Genomic DNA, 18775 nt, shown 5'->3' with positions numbered 1-18775 from the left:
TGAGAGGTTGATCAGAATTCGAATTGCGGACGATCCTCGGCCCCGACCAGCCGCGGCAGGTCGGTGTCGAACAGGCTGTCGACCTGCCAGTGATCGTGCTCGGAACGGGTCATGGAGATTGCCTCCATCACCGGGCTGAAACCGCGCACGGCGAACAGGCGCCCGCCGGGCTTGACCCACTGGCGGAAACGCTCGGGCACTTCCGCGGCCGAGCCGGTAACCGCAACGGCATCGAACGTCTCGCCCGGGTCGAAATCGCCCAGCGCGTCGGCTTGCCTGACTTCGATACCGTCGATGGCCAGACGCTTGAAGCGGCGCCGTGCCCGCTCGGTCAGTTCCTCGAAGATGTCGATGCTCAACACCGAGGCACCCATGTACGCCAGGCAGGCCGCCGTGAAACCCGAGCCGGTGCCGATTTCCAGCACGCGCTGACCGGGCTGGATTTCCAGGCTCTGGAGCATCCGGCCCTCCTCGATAGGCTTCATCATGAACTGATCATGGGGCAGCGGAATGCGCAGATCGGAGAATGCCATGCGCCGATAATCGGAAGGCGCAAAATCTTCTCGCGGGACTTCACGCAATGCTTCGAGCACCAGCGGGTCGAGCACTTCCCAGGTACGTACCTGCTGCTCGACCATGTTGGAACGGGCCTGTTCGAGATTGAGCGACATGTTCGAATTCCGGTCGGTTCGATGAATATTAGATGGCTATTGTAACCGTTTGCGCGTGGACGATACTGTGCCAGTGGTCATGATTGCCGCCCCCGTTGCCGGTGCGCGGGCTCGGTGCCCGCGCGGCAATCGCGGCTGGCGTGGAGAGGGCGAAAAAGAGGAACCACGGAATACACGGTTTTTTTGAAATTGTTGACAGGGCTCCCGGAGGATGCACTACCGTCGAAGACGAGCTCAGGGCACATGGCTGACCCATCAGTTTCTTCCGTGCTTTCAGTGTTTTCCGTGGTTACAGGGTCTTATCATTTTGCGTTTGAAAGGTTTTTCAGCCGGAGTACACTGAATGAGTCCACCCCCGGAGGAAGTCTCATGCGTACTGTGATCGCAGCCCTGATGCTCACGCTGGCACTCGGCGCGCAGGCCGAGTCGCTGATTTTCGAGAATGTCCGCCTGGTCGATGTTGAAAAGGCGTCCGTGTCCGAACCGACGCGCGTCGGTGTTCGTGACGGGTTCGTCGTCGACGCCGATTCGATCGACCCCGCCGAGGCCGACGAGATCGTCGAGACGGCGGGCTATCTGATTCCGGGCCTGGCGGAGATGCATGCACACGTACCGCCGATGCGCGCCGGTGAGCAGCGGGTGAACGACACCCTGATGCTGTGGCTGGCCCACGGCATGACCACCATCCGCGGCATGCTGGGCGAGCCCGGTCACCTGACACTGCGCCAGCAGCTTGCCGACGGCGAAATTCCGGGGCCGCGGCTGATCACTTCCGGGCCCTCGTTCAACGGCAGCTCGGTGTCGTCTCCGGAAGGGGCGCGCCGCATGACGCTCGCGCAGCACGAGGCCGGTTACGACCTGCTCAAGCTGCACCCGGGGCTGTGGCCGGAGGTCTTCGATGTCATCGCGCAAACCGCCGATCGGCTCGGTATCGATTATTCCGGCCATGTCTCGGTGGCGGTCGGCGTCGATCGCGTGCTGGAATCCGACCAGGGCACGATCGATCATCTCGACGGCTATGCGCAGAAGATGGTGCCGGAGGACCACGAGCTGCACGGCACCGACCCGGGCCTGTTCGGCGTCAACCTGATCGAAGGCATGAATGCCGAACGCATTCCCGAACTGGCCCGAAGAACCGCAGAGGCCGGCGTCGCCAACGTGCCGACCCAGAGCCTCGTCGAAAACTGGGCAACCGGCGACGTCGAGGCGCTGATGCAGCGCGACGCGATGCGCTGGATTCCGGCGGACATGGCGGCACGCTGGCGCGAGCGGGTCAAGCAACTCCGGCAGAGCTATGACTCCGAGGAAGGCGCGCAACGCTATGTCGAATTGCGCCGCCGCTTGATCCGCGAACTGCACGAAGCCGGGGCGTTGATCCTGGCCGGCGCCGACTCGCCGCAAATCCTGAGCATCCCCGGTGATGCCATCCACCACGAACTGGCCATTTATGTCGAAGCCGGCTTGAGCCCGGCCGAGGCGCTGGCGACGGCCACCACCAACGTGGCCGACTACCTGGGCGAGACCAACCGCGGCTGCCTCGAACCCGGCTGCGTGGCCGACGTGGTGCTGCTGGAGAACAATCCGCTCGAAGATATCGGCAACACACGCTCCATCCAGGGCGTGATGCGCGCCGGGGAGTGGTTCGATCGCGAGCGGCTCGACGCCGCGCTGGAAGCGATAGCCGAGCGGGCGGGTGAGACCTAAAAATCAAAACCTTTAAAACGCAAAGACGCGAAGCAGCAAAGTACGCAAAGAAGAAAAAACAATGGAACCACGGAATACACGGAAAGCACGGAAGGGGCTGCTTGGGCACTCATGGTTGCCGAGGCATGTGTCCGACGGCATAGGGCCTCCGTGAGAATCATCCACGATTTCTTTCTTCAATTCCGTGTATTCCGTGCCCTCCGTGGTTCCAGTATTCTTTAATTCTTTCATTTCTTCGCGTTCTTTGCTGCTTTGCGTCTTTGCGTTTATAGGACTTTCCTGCTCCATGACTTTGACGATGCCGAACATCGACTACACCCCGCTTAGTTACGTTGATCGACTTGATGAGCGATCCATCGAGGCGATCGAGCTGGTGGTGATTCACGCGACCGAGTTGCCCGACCTGGAGACGGCGCGGGAGTATGGCGAGCGGATTCATCACCGGAACTCGCAGACCGGCAACAGTGGGCATTTCTATGTCGACCGCGACGGTAGCGTCTTGCAGTGGGTGCCGCTCGAGCGCGTGGCGCACCACGTGCGCGGGTACAACCGCAAGTCGATCGGTATCGAGCTGGTCAACCGCGGCCGCTGGCCGCACTGGCTCGATAGCCGCAACCAGGACTGGGCCGAGGACTACAGTCCGCCGCAGATCGAGGCACTGGTGGGACTACTGGAGACACTGCGGGCGAAGCTGCCCAACCTGCACTACATTGCCGGCCACGACGAACTCGACATCGGCATTGTCGACGCCAGCGACGACCCGGCAATCAAGGTCAGAAGAAAAGTCGACCCCGGGCCGCTGTTTCCCTGGGACGAAATCGAATCGAGAGTCCCTCTGAAGCGCTCTGGGATAAAAACCTTTTAAACGCAAAGACGCAAAGCAGCAAAGAGCGCGAAGAAAAGAAAAAGGAAATAGAAGAATCATGTATCCATAGAAGTCACCGGATACACGGAAAGCCTTTTGCTGTGTTCCCAAAAGCTCGACCCGATGAGTCAGCGCTCGAGTCTGATGAGACCCGTCAATCAAGCACTTTTTATTTCTTAATTTCTTTATTTCTTTGCGTCCTTTGCTGCTTCGCGTCTTTGCGTTTTAAAGGTTTTAAGAATCAACCCCCACTGCGATCGCGCAAGGCAGCTGTGACGATTTCTTCGATGTGGGGCGACAGGCCCTTCTTGGCCGCCAGTTTCTGCAGCTGTTCCTTCATCATGGCCGAGCGCTTGTTGTCGTATGCGCGCCAGCGGTTGAAGGTGGTGGCCAGCCGGGCGCCGACCTGCGGATTGATTTCGTCGAGCGTGTCGAGCACTTCGCCGATCAGTCGATAGCCGTCGCCGTCGGCGCGGTGGAAGGCCATCGGATTGGTCATGGCCATCGCGCCGATCAGTGCCCGCACCTTGTTGGGGTTGTTGAGGCGGAATGCCTCGTGCTCCATCAGGCGCCGCACATCGTCGACCGTCGACTCGTCCGAACGCGTGGCCTGGACAGCGAACCACTTGTCCATGACCAGCGGATCGCCGGCAAAGCGCTGCTCGAAATCGGCCAGCGCCTCGTTGGCACCCTCAAGGCCATTGTGCACCAGCGTGCGGAACGCGGCGAGACGGTCGGTCATGTTGTCGGCCCGTGCGTAATGCCTCGAGGCCAGTTCGCTGGCCGGATCCGCTCCGGCGGCGGCCAGCAGGCCCAGGGCGACATTGCGCAGGCGCCGGCGGGCGGCATCCGGCCCGTCCGAAGACCAGACGCCGCTCGGCGCCAGGGTCTCGAAGCGCTCGAGAAGCTTGTTCTCGAGTCGTTGCCCCAGCAGGCCGAGCAATTCGTTGCGGGCGGAATGAATGGCTTCGACATCGACCGGGTCGCGGTCCTGGGCGAGCTCGCCTTCCGAGGGCAGGCTCAATAGCTCGGCGGCCAGCGCGGGATCGCTGTCGGAATGCTCGAGCACGGCCGCCCAGGCCTCGATCAGCAGTTCGGAATCGTGATCCTGACGCCCTTCGATCCAATCCCCCAGTACGCGCTCGCTCAAGACCCGCATGGCACGCCAGCGGCTGAAGGGATCGCTGTCGAAACCGGCCAGGCGTGCCAGGTCACGGCTCGACCAGTCGTAGTCGAGCTTGACCGGGGCCGAGAAGTCCCTCAGCAGCGACGGCAGCGCATCGGCGGGCAATCCCGTGAAGCGGAATTCGGTCTCCTTTTCGGTGAGTACCAGCAGGCGGGTTTCCGGACCCGGCTCGGTCTCGCCGGCCAGGGTGACCGGCAGCGGCCGGTTGTCGGCATCGAGAAAGCCGACCTTGACCGGAATCATCAACGCATCGATGGCGCGATTGTCCGGGTGCTCGGGCAGGCTCTGGGCGAGTGTCAGCGCCAGTTCACCACTGTCTTCGTCGAAGCGTGTGTTCGCCTCGACCCGGGGCGTGCCGACCTGGCGATACCAGCGTTCGAACTGTTCCAGGTCGGTGTCGTTGGCATCGGCCATGGCGTGCCGGAAGTCGTCGCAGGTGACCGCCTGGCCGTCATGGCGCTCGAAGTACAGATCCATGCCGCGGCGGAAGCCGTCCCGGCCGAGCAGGGTCTCGTACATGCGAACGACCTGTGCGCCCTTTTCGTAGACGGTGGCGGTGTAGAAGTTATTGATCTCGACGTAGCGCTCGGGCCGGATCGGATGCGCCATGGGGCCGGCATCTTCCGGGAACTGGCGCGCCATCAGATCGGAGACGTCCTGGATGCGCTTGACGCCCCGGGAGCGCTGGTCGGCGGTGAATTCCTGGTCGCGGTAGACGGTCAGGCCTTCCTTGAGGGTGAGCTGGAACCAGTCGCGGCAGGTGACGCGGTTGCCGGTCCAGTTATGGAAGTACTCATGGGCGATGACCGACTCGATTCCCTCGTAGTCGCCATCGGTGGCCGTCTCGCGGTCGGCCAGCACGTAGCGGGCGTTGAAGATGTTGAGGCTCTTGTTCTCCATCGCACCCATGTTGAAGTCGTGGGTGGCGACGACGTGGAAGACGTCGAGATCGTATTCCAGTCCGAAACGGGCTTCGTCCCAGGCCATCGAGCGCTTGAGGCTGTCCATGGCGTGATCGAGCCGCGATATGTTCTCCGCTTCGGAGTAGATCTTGAGCTTCACTTCGCGGCCGGAGCGTGTCGTGAACGTGTCTTCCAGCACGTCGAGCTCACCCGCGACCACGGCGAACAGGTAGCTCGGCTTGGGGAACGGGTCGTCCCAGACCGCGAAATGGCGGCCATCGTCGAGTTCGCCGGTCTCGACGCAGTTGCCGTTGGACAGCAATACGGGGAAGCGTTCGCGATCGCCGGCCAGGCGAACGCGGTAGGTCGCCATGACGTCGGGCCGGTCGGGGAACCAGGTGATCTTGCGAAATCCCTCGGCCTCGCACTGGGTCAGCAACATGGAGCCCGACCGGTAAAGACCCTCGAGCGCGGTGTTTCGGTCGGGATGAACGAGCACCTCGGTGGTGACCACGGCTCGTTCGGGCACGTTCTCGACGACAAGGGCCTCGTCGCGGCGTTCCTCGAACGGCACCCCTTCGCCGTCGACCTCGACGCGTTGCGTCTTCAGGCCGGCGCCGGACAGGGTCAGTGGAGCGGCGTCGACTTCGGGATTGCGCCGAACGGTCATGCGGCTGACAATCCGCGTTTCGGACAGGCCGAGGTCGAAATCGAGTTCGACGTGGTCGACCCACCATTCCGGTGGCCGGTATTCCTGGCGAAGAACGGGGGTGCGGGGCTGGTCTCCGCGTGCGGACATGACGAACTCCTGTAAAGACTGGATCGGTATTATAGGCGGATGTCTGTCAAATCCCTGCCGAACCCCGAGGACGTGGTCCGGGCGCGCGAACGCATCCGGTCGATGATCCGGGAAACCCCGGTCATGACATCCGATATGCTCGATGAGTTGACGGGCGCGACGCTGTTTTTCAAGTGCGAGCATCTGCAAACCACCGGCTCCTTCAAGCTCCGGGGCGCAAGCCATGCGGTTTCGCTCCTTTCCGACGACTGCCCGGGTGTGGCCACCCACTCCTCGGGCAATCATGGCGCCGCCCTCGCCCGCGCGGCCTCCCTGCGCGGTTTTCGCGCCGAAATCGTGGTGCCGGAAGGCGCGGTCGCCGACAAGGTCGAAAACATCCGTCGTCACGGGGGCAATATCCACTTCTGTGAACCCACCCAGGCCGGCCGCGAAGCGGCGCTTGCCCGCCTGGTCGATCAGGGTTTCGAGCCGGTGCCACCCTATGACGACGACCGCATCATCACCGGTCAGGGCAGTGCAGCGCTGGAGTTGATGGAACAGGTCGAGAACCTCGACATGATCGTCACGCCCGTGGGCGGCGGCGGATTGGTTTCGGGAACGGCCCTGGCGGCGCAGACGGCGGCCCGGCCGCCGAGGGTCGTGGGCATCGAGCCGTCGGGCGCCGACGACACGGCGCGATCGCTGGCGATGGGACGCCGGGTCGACGACCACCGCCCCGAAACCATCGCCGATGGCCTGCGCGCCCTGGTCGGCGAGCGAAACCTCGCGCTGATCCGGTGTCACGTCGATGCCGTCCTGACCGTGTCCGAGGACCAGATCATCTCGGCGATGGAGCGAGTCTGGGCGGAACTCAAGCAGACCGCCGAACCCTCGGGTGCGGTGGCCCTGGCCGGCATCATGGCCGACCCGGATCGATTCTCGGGTCAACGCGTGGGCGTGATGATCAGCGGTGGCAACCTGGCAGTGAGCGTCCTTCTCGGGGCATTGCGCTGACCAAGAGACGGCGACGCACAGCGGATCACACACTGGTATGCTGGCCGACCTTGAAGTGCACCGGGGAATCTTGTTCGCATGGAGTTATGGCTACTGCGTCACGCGCGCGCCAGGGCAGCAGCGTCCGACGAAAAGGACCGGGATCGACCGCTTACCGAGTCGGGACGTGAAACGGCCCGGGTACTGGGTGAGTGGATTGGCGCCTCGGAACTGTCCGTACCGTCGACCGTGCGTATTTCCCCGGCGACACGAACGCGCGAGACCGCCCGTCTGATGCTCGACGGACTGGAAGCACCCGAGCAGGTGGTCGAACCCGCGCTCTGGGATGCCCTCGAAGAAGACCTCATCGGCGTACTGCACAAACACCAGGAAGCGGACTCCCTGATGCTTGTCGGCCACAATCCCGGCTTCGAGTGGCTGGTGCAATGGTTGACCAATCAGCGCCCCAGGCTGGGAATCCAGCCCGGCACGTTGATCATCATCGACGCCGAAATGCCGCCGGCCCCGGGTTGCGGGGAGATCAGAAAGCTGGTTCAGCCCAGCGACCTGATGTAGGTTTCCGACAGCCGTTCCAGGCCTCGCTGGTCGGCCTCGTCGAAACGCCCCGGTCGCGGGCTGTCGATATCCAGCACGCCGATGACCTGACCGTCGATGATCAGGGGTACGACGACCTCCGAGCGGGATTCCGGATCGCAGGCGATATGCCCATCGAAGGCGTGAACGTCCGCCACGCGCTGGGTGGCCCGGGTGAGCGCCGCGGTGCCGCACACGCCCTTGCCCATTTCGATGCGCACACACGCGGGCCTGCCCTGGAAGGGCCCGACGATCAATTCATCGCCTTCCAGAAAATAGAACCCGGCCCAGTTGACGTCCGGCAGGGCCTCGTAGATCAGCGCGCTGAGGTTTGCAGCGTTGGCGATGCGGTGCTTCTGGCCCGACAGCAGCCCTTCGGCCTGCTGCGCCAGTTCGTCGTAGTTGACGGTCTCGGTCATTCACTTTTCCTGAAGATCAAAAGTCGATTGTTGGCCGGCATGGCGATTTCGGCCTCGGCGGTCCATCCCGAATCTTCGGCCATTCGACGCACTTTCAAGATATCGCGAAGGCCCATGTCCGGGTTGCGCTGACGCAGTTGCTCGTCGAAGCGCCGATTGCTTTCCGCGTCGAATGCCTCGCCGTCGCGAAACGGCCCGTAGATCACGAGCAGGCCGCCGGCGGCAACGCGCTCACCCGCGGCGCGCAGCAGTGCCGGCGTATGATCCCACGGCATGATGTGAAGCGTGTTGGCCGTATAGACCGCGTCCCAGGGGCCTTCCGGCCAGTCGCCGGAGTGCATCACGTCGAGTGCGAGTGGCGCGGGAAGCGCCGGCGCTTCGGCCTTCAACCGGGTCCGGATTGCCTCGAGGTTCTCCGGCAGGTCGGTGGTCTGCCAGGTGAGCCCCGGCATCAGTTCATGGAACCAGGCGGCGTGCTGGCCCGTGCCGGAACCGATCTCGAGCACGCGCGCATCCCGCGCCAGCCAGCGACCAAGTACCTCACCGATCGGTATCCGGTTGCGCTCGGCCGCCGGTGAATGGGTCAGTGAATTTTCCGTCATTTTCTTCAACTCCCGACAAGCCGGCCGCGCAACTCGGCCACTCGTTCGTCCAGGTCCGTCCGCGAAGGATGGCGACCCTGGCGCACGACCTGACGACCACCGACCCGAACCTGATCGATCATACCGGCACCATGGGCAAACACGAAGCTGTCCAGTTGCTCCGCTGCGGGCAAGCCGGCCAGGACGGGGTGAGAGGGATCGAGCACGACGAGGTCGGCCCGGCAACCCTCGCGCAACTCGCCGGCCGGTTGTTGCAGGGCCCTTGCGCCGGTGCGAGCCATGTGCCGCCACAGGCTGGTGGCAATATGTTCGCCGGTTTCGGCCAGTACATTGCGCTGGTTCAGCCTCAGCCGCTGACCCCACTCGAGCAGGCGCACTTCTTCGGCCGCCGAGGTCACCAGGTTGCTGTCCGAGCCGATGGCCACGCGACCACCGCCATCGAGGAATTCACGCACCGGGAACAGCCCGTCGCCCAGGTCCGCCTCGGTCGTGGGACAGATGCCCACCGCGACTGAACGCCCGGCCAGCGCTTGCACTTCCCGCTCGTCCGCGTGGGTTGCATGAATCAGGCACCAGCGCTCGTCGGGCTCGACATGCCGCAGCAGCCACTCGATCGGGCGGCAGTCATGGTATTCGAGGCAGGCCCGGACTTCCGCGGGCTGCTCGGAGATGTGAATATGGACCGGGCCTTCGCCGATATTGGCCAGCAGGTCAGGCAAATCACGGCCGTCCACGGCACGCAGCGAATGCGGGGCAATGCCGACGCGCTGAAGCCGCGCATCGACCTGGCCCTGCAGGCCGTTGACCAGGGCCGCGATTTCATCAAGCGACATCCCGAAAGGCTTCTGCCTGTCGCTCAGTGGCTGCCGGCCGAAACCGCCGTAGCGGTACCACACCGGCAGCAACGTCAAGGCCGTTCCCGCGCGCGCGGCCGCGTCGAGCACCTGCCCGGCGGTTTTCCTCGGTTCCTGATCACCCAGGCCGTGGGGATAGTGAAACTCCCCCGTCGAAGTATAGCCGCCTTCGAGCAGTTCCATGAAGGCCCGGGCGGCCAGGATTTCAAAATCCTCGCCCGATAGCATGCCGACGGCCTCGTACATGCGCTCGCGCCAGCTCCAGAAGCTGTCGTCCCGGCCGGCGCTCATTCCGGTCAGCCCGGCAATGAGCCGCTGGTGGATGTGCGAATGGACATTGACCATGCCCGGAATCACGGGTCCGGGCAAACACTCGGCCCCGGCATGGCGGCCCGGCAGAACGGCATCGATGAAACCGTCCCGCGTCAGTTCCAGCGTGACGTCGTCGCGCCAGCCGTCGCCCAGCAGGGCCTGCGGACAGTAAAGCCGGTCCGTCATGCCGGCCGCCACTGCGACAGCAGGTCGATCAGGCGCGCCAGCACGGTCACCAGCGGGCGGGCTCGATCCGGATCGAATTCGCGCGGCCGTGACTCGTCCATGTAGCAGGCCTGGGCAATTTCGAGCTGCAGGGCGTGGATGCCCTCTGCCGGTTGGCCATAGTGGCGCGTGATGAAGCCGCCCTTGAAGCGGCCGTTGACCACCGTCGAGAAACCGTCCGCTCCAGCCAGTACTTCGGCCACCTGCGCCTGCAGTTGTGCATTACAGCTTCGGCCTTCGTACGTGCCGAGGTTGAGGTCCGGAAGGCGGCCGTCGAACAGCCGGGGCACCGTGCTCCGGATGGAATGCACATCGAACAGCACGGCATAACCATGCCGCTGCTTGAGTCCCTCGAGCGTTTCCCGGAGCTTGTCGTGGTAGGGCTGCCAGTAGCGCTCGATGCGCTCGCTCACCTCGGCATCGTCTGGATTTCGATCCCTGTAGACCGGATCACCGTCGAAGGTCTCGGTCGGCACCAGGCCGGTCGTGGCGCCGGCGTAAAGCGGCTGGTCGTCGCGACCGCGATTGAGATCGATCACGTAGCGGGAATAGCGGGCGGACAGCACCGAAACGTCCGGGCCGGCAGCGTCTTCGACCAGCCGGTGCACGTGCCAATCGGTATCCGGTAACGCCCTGGCACGATCGCTCATTCGCGATTCGATGGACTGCGGTACTTCGACCCCCGCATGAGGCACATTGACCAGTAACGCACCGGTGCCGGCATGAAAATCGTAGAGCATGCCTTCATTGTACCGAGTCGTAAAAGCAAAGGGCCCGGCAGTGCCGGGCCCCAAAGTTCCAAGCTGATCGTCGCGGCTTTCGTGCCGCCCTTCAGATCAGTCGCCGCACGGATCCGGCGAAATGAGCGAGTCCGATAGATCGGAGCCCGTCGCCGAGAAGGTTCCCACAGGCGAGCCAGTGGAGGTGGTGAAGGTGCACTGCGCTTCTCGCGTGGTTTCTTCCTCGCCTTCGCCGCCACCACAGTCGGACAATTCCAGATCGACATTTGCAGTGGTTTCTCCGTCGGCGTCGGTCGTACCCGGACCCGATGCCAGGGTGATGCCACTTTCGCATTCTCCGGTCAATGCTACGTCCGGAAACGGCTCGCCGCTCGAGTCGAGCAGGGTCAGGGTGAGTCTTACCCTGTGCGGATCGGGCGAAGGATCCGATGCCGATGACGGATCGACCACCAGAGTTCCCGCACCCGGAGGTTCAACCGTAACCTCGGCCTCGGCTTCACCGTGAGTGAACAACACCGTCGCCGATTCACCGTCGGGCAGCATGTCACTCGTCTCCAGTTCGGTCAGAAGACAACCGCTTCCGTCACTGCCGGTGGCATCGGCGGTGAGCGCGGGCATGGGCGACCCGTCCAGGATGCCCGTGGCGCCGGAGATACTGCCGCGAATCCGGGCGAAGTTCACCGGCGCGCCGATGGCGTCGGTCAGGCAGAGCCGAATTTCCGCGGTGCTGTTACCCGCGACCGAATTGGGCGTGGCCGTCAGCAGCAAGGGCGCAATGCCCGGGAACACGGCGTTTTCAGCGTCTGCCACGGTCGTGGTCGTGTCTTCGCCGGTGCGATTGGCCTGCGCCCAAACGACGAGCGGTCGCCCGAGTTGGTCGATCGTATAGGTCATCTTGACGCTCACGCGACCGTCTTCGCCGATCGTACCCGCGCTGTCGATGACGCCCACTTCCGAGCGACCGATGACCCAGGGGATGACATGTCCGTCGTCGACGATGCTGCCGGAACCATCGTTGGCATTGAAATCCTGGTCGACCGTAACAGTGGTGTCGTCGATGACGCTGTCGATCGTCCGGACGGCTTCGTGCTCCCGGTTGCCGGCGACGCTCTTGCCGAAGAGGGCCAGCGTATCGCCCGGCTCAACCGCTTCATCCACGGCGGCCGGATCGTCCAGGAAGCCATCCGTATTGCTCAACACGTCGAACAGGTCACCGCCTTCTTCCGGATCACCTTCGCCCCCCGAGAACACGAACACCGGTGGCGTGGTTTGAGTCAGCGGCGCATCGACCTTGCCGAACTGCACCGGTGTACCCGACAGAACCGGGTTCCCGGCCTGGTCGGTCGCCTGCGCGGTTACGGTCAGCGAATAGGTTCCGTCTGGATTCGGCGGAACCACGACGCCCGTTTCCGGATCCGTCGTCGCTTCTTCCTCCGTTTCGATGCCCGGCGTTGCGCTGTTGATCTGTATGGCGTCGATGCTTGGACTGACGATCTCCAGTCCGAACAGCCGGCCGTCGCCGACGTTGACGGTCGTCTGCGCCGTTAACGGATCGAGCAGATCATTGTCGACGTTATTGTCGGCTCGATCGGCCGTTGCCGTGATTTCGTGAGGCCCGGTCGCGGTTGCACCGTTCAGCGAGAAATTGGCGATGCCGTTGACGGTCTGCACACTGATCTCGCTGCCCTCGACAGAGCCGGATGTACCGGTACCGGTCAGGCGTGCATCGCTGCCATCGGGCGCATCCAGCGACAGGATGACGTTGTTGTATTCAGCGCCACTGCCTTCGGGATTGGGCACCGGGTTATCCCCGGAGTCGCTGACCGCCAGCGACATGCTCTTGCTCGTGGACCCACCGGAACCCTGCACGTAAATCGGATCCGGGGATGCAGAAAAGTCCAGGTTGGCCGGCAGGAAATCGGCCGCGCCCTCGACGATCTCGATCTGGAACTCTTCGGAGAAGGTGTCACCGGAATCGGCGTCCTGGGCCGATACACTGACCGTCAATGTGCCGGGCTGATTGTCGCTGTGCACGAAGACGGTGGCCACGCCGGCCGTCATGGTGACCGGTCCGCTGCCGTAAAGCTCGAAAAATTCGTTGACGTCTTCGGTTTCGGGATCGTCCAGTGTCGAAAAGGCACCCAGTGAAACCGGCGATACGGCCACGGCAATCTCGCTGTCGACGACGTTACCGGCGCTGCCGTCGGGATTGCGGTAGCGCACGGTCAGTTCGTTGATGAACGGCGAGCCCATGAAAATCTCGACGCCCTCCGTGTTGGCCGGCATGGTGCTGTCACCCTCGATTTCCAGGCGCGCCTCGGCATCCGGATCCTCGATCACATCGATGTCCCGTGTCGTGGAAATCGTCCCTGCACCGCTCGGATTGGAGCCCGAGGCCGACAGCGTTACGGTTCCGGTATCGGAGCGAGCCGTGAAGATGAAGCTGGCCTGGCCGCCGCTGGTACCTGTCGTTGCCGAAGCGCCGGAAGAGGCGCCGGACTCGTCGGCGGCAACCACCCCTCGGCTCGTGTTGTCCGAGCTCAGTGTCACCTGGGTGCCGTCGGCTACGGCCGAGCCATCGGCGGCACGAAAACGCACGGTGACCTGCGTCGAACTGTTGGTCGGCACTTCATTGGACTCGACCGTGATGCTCATGCTTGCCTGACCGCCATTGTCGAAACTGCCGGAGGAACTGCCCCCACAGGCGGCAAGAAGGGCGGTGGCTGCCAGGATGATGCCGTATCTGATTATCTTCATGAATCGAAATCCCGAGTTTTTTGATGTGATGTTCATTGCTGGTTCGCTCCCTCGCCCGGATCAGTCGGCCGCGACCCGTTCATCCAGGATCGACGGAGTGACAAAAATCAGCAGTTCGCGCTTGAGGTCTTCGGTGCCCCGCTGACGGAAAAGGCCACCCAACACGGGCACGTCACCCAGGACGGGTACCTTCTGTTCCTGGAACGTACGTTCTTCCTGGAAAATACCGCCCAGCACGACGGTCTGACCATTGTCGACCAGGATGCGGGTGGACAACTCGCGGGTGTCGATCGACGGAATGAATCCGCCCCGGCCATTGGGGAAGAGTTCCCCGACCGTGTCCTGCTTGACCTGCAACTGAAGCTGTACGCGGTTGTCCGGGGTAATCAATGGCGTGGCACGCAACTCCAGCACCGCCTCCTTGAATTCGACGTTGATGGCCCCGGCCAGGGAACCGCCCTGCGTGGATTCGAAGGGGATTTCCACACCCTGCAACACGTAGGCCTCGGCCTGGTTGGCCGTGATGACCCGCGGCGTCGAGATGATCTCGCCGCGACCCTCGCTTTCGAGCGCACTGAGCTCGAGATCCAGCAGCATGTCGGCAGCCAGCACACTGAAGCCGAGGCTTCCGGCCGGATTGGCAACCGGCAGGTTGACGTTCAGGCGGTCACCGAGCGCTGGCGGGGTGACCGGCGTGCTCGAGCCGGAACCCGAACGGCGGTTGGCGAGCCCTTCGCGAACCATCTGGTCGGAACCCTCACTGGTGGAGGCCAGCGTGTAGAGATTGCCGCGCGAATCCTGACGCGCGCCGGTCACACCGAAGCGAACGCCCAGTTCGTGATTGAAGTCGTTACGCGCGATGACGATGCGCGACTCGATCAGGACCTGTCGCACCGGCCGATCGAGATCGGCCACCAGCTCACGCACCGCGCTGATGCGTTCGGGCGTATCGTTGACCAGCAATGTATTGGTGCGCTGATCGATGCTCACCGACCCGCGCTGTGAAAGCAGTCCGGAACCACTGTCGCCACCGGTCTCTTGATCAGACTCACCGCCTTCCGATGCGGACTTGATCAGCGTCGCCATCTCGTCAGCGTCGGCATAGCTGAGCGGAATGATGGCCGTTTGCAGCGGTTCGAGCGTCTGACGGTCGGCACGCGCCTGCAGAATGGCCTGTTCGCGCGCGGCGATTTCCTGCGTCGGCGCAATCCAGATGACATTGCCCGATTGACGCATGTCGAGATTCTTGGTCTCGAGCACGATATCGAGCGCCTGGTCCCAGGGCACGTTGGTCAGCCGCAGGGTCAGGTTGCCGCTGACGGAGTCGGAAACGACCACGTTCTGCTCGGAGACGTCGGCAATCAGCGCCAGTACCGAACGAACCGGAATGTCCTGGAAGTTCAGGGTAATGCGATCACCGTCGTATTCCCGATCCTCGAAGAAGGTCAGCTCGCGATCCTCGGGTTCTTCCTGGTCGGGCCGACCCACCTCGACGACCACCTGGCCGTCCGACTGGTAAGCAAGATGTTCATGGGCACCTGCCACTTCCAGGTTGAGACGGACATTGTCTCCGCGCTGCTCGGGCGTGATCATCTGCACCGGCGTGGCGAAATCACTCACGTCCAGGCGCTGATACTGATCCGACGGCAGGTGGGTGTTGAACAGATCAACCCGCAGTCCACCGGCGCGTTCGTCCACCGACAGGTTGACGCCGTCCTGGTCGACATTGACCAGAACCCGGCTTTCACCGTCCGGCCCGCGGCGGAAGTCGATGCCGGTGATTTCAAAATCACCGGAACCGGTATCGGACACAGTGCCGGTGTCGGCCACGGCCTCGGCCGTCGTGCCGGCACCGCCCGTTTCGATCGCCAGGATCAACTGGTTGCCCGAAACCTGGACTTCATAGGGCGCGTTACGGGCCATGTCCACGACCAGGCGCGTACGGCCACCGGCGCTCAAAGCCCTGTAGCTTTGCGCCGGTCCGGCGCTCACCGCTACGCTCGAGGCATCCACGCGGGAATTCGTGTCGGGCAATTCCAGCACGATTCGAGGCGGCTGCTCGGTGGTGAACACGGACGGATCGCCTGGTTCCCCGTCCAGGGTGAGAAGAAATCGTACCTCCCCGGACCCGCTTTCGACCTGGATATCGGTCAACTCCGTGGCCTGGGCCATGGAAACCATCCAGAACAGCCCGATCAGAAGCGCTATCGCTTTGCTACTGCTGTTCATTGTCCATCTCCCGTTCATCGCCCATGAAGACTTGATCATGATGTTCAATTCCTTGCCGGTATACATTAGTCTTCAGCCATGGTCACGCGTACCCGGCGCTCGACCCAGCCGCCACGACCATCCTGTACAAGTTCACGCACTTCGACATGGCCCGGCTGGACATCCAGCACCAGGCCATGGTTCTGCCCCATGTAATTTCCGTCACGTACGCGGTGGACGACGTTCTCGTTGTCCTGAATGAGCGCGTACTGGTTTTCGTCGATCTCGAGCGTACCGACCATCTCCAGCGTATCGAGAGGAAACTCCTCGAGATACTCCTTGCGACGATCGGGGTCGGGGCGCAATCCTTCACCATCGCCGGCAATTTCTTCGTCTTCCTCGCTGCTGCGACCGACCAGCTGGAACGGGTCACGCGCGTCCATGGCCTCGTACGACACGACTTCCGGTGTCCGTACCGGCGGTATCGGATCGATCGGCTCGGGCTCGCGCTGGCGAACTTCGGCGGTCCAATCACGCAAGTCCCCGGTGCCCTTCTCGCAGCCGACAAGCACCAGGGCGAGCATCAGGATCGACAGGCTCCGCATCATCACGCTCATTGGGTTCCTCCCGTCGATATGGCTCCGCCCTCGGATTCATCGAGATAGCGGTATGTGGTCACCACACCTTCCAGGCGCAGGCGACCTCGCGATCCCTCGACCGGTTCCAGAGAAATATCACGCATCGTCAGGATGACCACCCGCGAAAGCGAGGCGACCGAACTGACGAAATTGCCGAACTGGTGGTAAGTGCCCACCATTCGCACGTTGATCGGCTGCTCGGCGTAAAAATCGCGCTTGACCTCGGCCTGGGGCTCGAACAATTCGTTGTCGATGCCCGCGCCCAGGGCAGTCTGGGAAATATCGACCAGCAACTCCGGCATCTCGGTCTTCGACGGCAACTGGCGCAACATGACCTCGAGCATCTCTTCCATTTCGGCAAGCTGCTGCTCGTAGGCTTCCAGGTTGGCCGCTTTCTGCTGCTTGGTCTCGAACTCCTGCTTGAGTTCGCGCTCGACCTGCGCACGTTGATCGAGCGTCTCACGCTTGTCCTTGATGATGTAGAAATAGCCGCCCACCACAATGACGATAGCCAGCAATCCCAGCAGGATCGCCTTGACGCCGGTCGAGGCCGAACCGATGTTGTTGAAATCCAGATCTCTGATTTCGGAAAGATCCATGGCTCAGGCCTCCTCGTCCTGCGCTTCGGCTTCAACCGCGTTGGGTGAGGCCATGCGGGCACGCAACTCGAAGCGGAAGGGCTCGGCACCGCCGCCTTCTTCACCCTCGATAGCTTCGATGATGCTCAGAACCGGGTCGTGCAGCCACTCGGCCTGCTCGATATTGCGCATGTAGTCGGATACGCGCGTCTCGGACTGGGTAGTTCCCTGGAGGGTCAACTGCTCCTCGCTCTGTTGCACCGAGTTGAGCCGAACACCTTCCGGGATGGTCAGGGCCAGCGCGTTGAACAGGTGCACCATCATGGAGCGATTCTCCTGTAGCCGTTCGATGACGTTCTTGCGCGCCAGAAGGTTGTCGCGCTTGGCCTCCAGCTCCTCGATACTGGCAATTTCGCGATCGAGCTTGCGAATCTCGCCTTCGAGATACTGGTTGCGCGCCTCCTGGGCATCGATCTGTCGTTCGACCAGGTGTGAACCGAGGAACACCAGCAGGACCGCTACCGCGGCTGTCGCCACGAGCGCAATCATGAAGTTTCGCTGTCGTTGCTGACGCAGGTTCTCACGCCAGGGCAGAAGATTGATTCTGGCCATCAGTCAAACCCCCGCAAGGCCAGCCCGCAGGCTGTGGTCAGTGAAGGCCGAATCCGTTCCAGACGGCCGGCATCGATGGAGGGGGCCAGGCGCATCCCTTCGATGGGATCGGCCACCTCGCAGGAAATCCCGACTTCGTCGCCGACCGCTTCGGCCAATCCCGGCGTCGACGCCGCACCACCAGTGAGGAACAGGGTGTTGAGGCCGGAATAATCGCTCGAAGAGGAATAGAACTGGAGTGCTCGACCGATCTGCTGAATAACGCTTTGGCGAAACGGCTCGAGAATCTCGTCCTCGAAACCCGCCGGCGGTGTTTCGCCGCGTTGCAGAAAGGCGGCCTGGTCGGCGTCCATGCCGTAGCGGCGCATACAGTCTTCAACCAGCTGCTGGCCGCCGAAGGCATGTTCGCGGCTGTAGATGGCGCGGTCACCGCGCAGCGCTATCAGCGTCGAGGCCGACGCGCCCATGTTGAGCACGCCGATGGTTTCACTCTCGCCGATACCGGCGTGCTTGCGTACCAGGTCGAAAGCGTTGGCAATGGCGTAGGACTCGACGTCGACGACACGAAGGCCCAGACCGGACAGGTCCGCGACCTCACGACACAGATCGACGTGATCGGTCTTGGAAGCAGCCAGCAGAATCTCTACCAGGTCGGCGTTTCGCGGAGCCGGGCCCAGAATCTCGAAGTCCAGGCTCACTTCCTCCCGCGGGTAGGGAATGTACTGCCCGGCCTCGACTTCGATCTGGGCTTCGATGTCATCTTCGGAGAGGTCGCCCGGCAGGTTGATGACCTTGGTGATGACCGCCGAGCCGCTGACGGCCATCGCGCATTCCTTGGCCTTGCTGCCCGAGCGCTTGACGGCTCGCTTGACGGCTTCGGCGACCCGATCGGTATCCGAGATATTGCCCTCTGAAATCGCGCCCTCGGGAACCGGCTCGACTGCAAACGCCTCGACACGATAGCCCGGACCGCTACTGCCAAGTTGCAGCACCTTGATGCTGCTGGTGCCGATGTCGACTCCCACCAATGGGGGCGGCGCAGCACCCAACAGCTTTCTGAGAAAGTTACTCATGTTGTTATCTTCAGCCCTCTGGTCGGCATGGCCGTTTAACTGGTTTATTCTTTCTTGACCTGCC

Annotated in this window: 17 protein-coding genes; 4 read left to right on the top strand and 13 right to left on the bottom strand. The window is 62.9% G+C overall.

What is annotated here, in order from left to right:
- Nucleotides 1–11: 11 nt before the first annotated feature.
- Nucleotides 12–671, bottom strand: coding sequence for a protein-L-isoaspartate O-methyltransferase (locus DZK26_RS02205; protein ID WP_116897276.1), 660 nt, complete (start codon nt 669–671; stop codon nt 12–14).
- Nucleotides 672–1040: 369 nt separating this feature from the next.
- On the opposite strand from DZK26_RS02205, the gene DZK26_RS02200 reads away from it, so the two are divergent.
- Nucleotides 1041–2375, top strand: a complete 1335-nt coding sequence (locus DZK26_RS02200; protein WP_181918273.1) for an amidohydrolase family protein — start codon at nt 1041–1043, stop codon at nt 2373–2375.
- Between the two features lie 12 nt (nt 2376–2387).
- On the opposite strand, the gene DZK26_RS14090 is transcribed toward DZK26_RS02200, so the two are convergent.
- Entirely contained in the window at nt 2388–2684 is a 297-nt protein-coding gene (locus DZK26_RS14090) for a hypothetical protein (RefSeq protein ID WP_147306598.1), read from the bottom strand.
- Here DZK26_RS14090 and DZK26_RS02195 point away from each other — a divergent pair.
- Entirely contained in the window at nt 2674–3240 is a 567-nt protein-coding gene (locus DZK26_RS02195; protein WP_116897274.1) for an N-acetylmuramoyl-L-alanine amidase, read from the top strand. The genes DZK26_RS14090 and DZK26_RS02195 overlap by 11 nt on opposite strands.
- Nucleotides 3241–3481: 241 nt before the next feature.
- Here DZK26_RS02195 and pepN read toward each other — a convergent pair whose 3' ends face one another.
- Nucleotides 3482–6127 carry an aminopeptidase N gene (gene pepN / locus DZK26_RS02190; RefSeq protein ID WP_116897273.1) on the bottom strand — a complete coding sequence of 882 codons (2646 nt, stop codon included), beginning with the start codon at nt 6125–6127 and terminating at the stop codon, nt 3482–3484.
- A 39-nt stretch (nt 6128–6166) separates the two neighbouring features.
- Here pepN and DZK26_RS02185 point away from each other — a divergent pair, with 39 nt between their 5' ends.
- Both DZK26_RS02185 and DZK26_RS02180 read left to right on the top strand, forming a co-directional pair.
- Nucleotides 6167–7120: a threonine/serine dehydratase gene (locus tag DZK26_RS02185; RefSeq protein WP_116897272.1), complete on the top strand. Its 954-nt coding sequence runs from the start codon at nt 6167–6169 to the stop codon at nt 7118–7120.
- A 78-nt stretch (nt 7121–7198) separates the two neighbouring features.
- Nucleotides 7199–7675 (top strand): histidine phosphatase family protein, encoded by a 477-nt coding sequence (locus tag DZK26_RS02180; protein ID WP_116897271.1) that lies wholly within the window; start codon nt 7199–7201, stop codon nt 7673–7675.
- Here the strand turns inward: DZK26_RS02180 and DZK26_RS02175 are convergent.
- The 10 genes from DZK26_RS02175 to pilM all read right to left on the bottom strand — a co-directional run bounded on the left by DZK26_RS02175 (nt 7654) and on the right by pilM (nt 18711).
- Nucleotides 7654–8112, bottom strand: coding sequence for a GAF domain-containing protein (locus tag DZK26_RS02175; protein ID WP_116897270.1), 459 nt, complete (start codon nt 8110–8112; stop codon nt 7654–7656). The two genes, DZK26_RS02180 and DZK26_RS02175, sit on opposite strands and share 22 nt — an antisense overlap.
- Nucleotides 8109–8714 (bottom strand): DUF938 domain-containing protein, encoded by a 606-nt coding sequence (locus DZK26_RS02170; RefSeq protein WP_116897269.1) that lies wholly within the window; start codon nt 8712–8714, stop codon nt 8109–8111. The genes DZK26_RS02175 and DZK26_RS02170 overlap by 4 nt, the downstream gene beginning before the upstream one ends.
- 5 nt (nt 8715–8719) lie before the next feature.
- Entirely contained in the window at nt 8720–10066 is a 1347-nt protein-coding gene (hutF, locus tag DZK26_RS02165) for a formimidoylglutamate deiminase (protein ID WP_147306597.1), read from the bottom strand.
- Nucleotides 10063–10845 (bottom strand): N-formylglutamate deformylase, encoded by a 783-nt coding sequence (hutG, locus tag DZK26_RS02160; protein WP_116897267.1) that lies wholly within the window; start codon nt 10843–10845, stop codon nt 10063–10065. Before hutG ends, hutF begins: the two co-directional genes overlap by 4 nt.
- Nucleotides 10846–10941: 96 nt before the next feature.
- Nucleotides 10942–13602 (bottom strand): hypothetical protein, encoded by a 2661-nt coding sequence (locus DZK26_RS02155; RefSeq protein WP_116897266.1) that lies wholly within the window; start codon nt 13600–13602, stop codon nt 10942–10944.
- Nucleotides 13603–13662: 60 nt separating this feature from the next.
- Nucleotides 13663–15831 carry a type IV pilus secretin PilQ gene (gene pilQ, locus DZK26_RS02150; RefSeq protein WP_181918272.1) on the bottom strand — a complete coding sequence of 723 codons (2169 nt, stop codon included), beginning with the start codon at nt 15829–15831 and terminating at the stop codon, nt 13663–13665.
- Between the two features lie 65 nt (nt 15832–15896).
- A complete protein-coding gene (locus DZK26_RS02145; RefSeq protein WP_116897264.1) occupies nt 15897–16427 on the bottom strand; it encodes a pilus assembly protein PilP in 531 nt (176 codons plus the stop codon).
- Nucleotides 16424–17047 (bottom strand): type 4a pilus biogenesis protein PilO, encoded by a 624-nt coding sequence (locus DZK26_RS02140; RefSeq protein ID WP_116897263.1) that lies wholly within the window; start codon nt 17045–17047, stop codon nt 16424–16426. Before DZK26_RS02140 ends, DZK26_RS02145 begins: the two co-directional genes overlap by 4 nt.
- A gap of 3 nt (nt 17048–17050) precedes the next feature.
- Nucleotides 17051–17638 (bottom strand): PilN domain-containing protein, encoded by a 588-nt coding sequence (locus tag DZK26_RS02135; protein WP_116897262.1) that lies wholly within the window; start codon nt 17636–17638, stop codon nt 17051–17053.
- Nucleotides 17638–18711: a type IV pilus assembly protein PilM gene (pilM, locus tag DZK26_RS02130; RefSeq protein WP_116897261.1), complete on the bottom strand. Its 1074-nt coding sequence runs from the start codon at nt 18709–18711 to the stop codon at nt 17638–17640. Before pilM ends, DZK26_RS02135 begins: the two co-directional genes overlap by 1 nt.
- Nucleotides 18712–18775 lie beyond the last annotated feature (64 nt).

The organism is Wenzhouxiangella sp. 15190 (assembly GCF_003417465.1).
Taxonomy (GTDB): domain Bacteria; phylum Pseudomonadota; class Gammaproteobacteria; order Xanthomonadales; family Wenzhouxiangellaceae; genus Wenzhouxiangella.
Note: the sequence above shows the minus strand (reverse complement) of the source record. Positions and strands in the feature narration are given on the sequence as shown.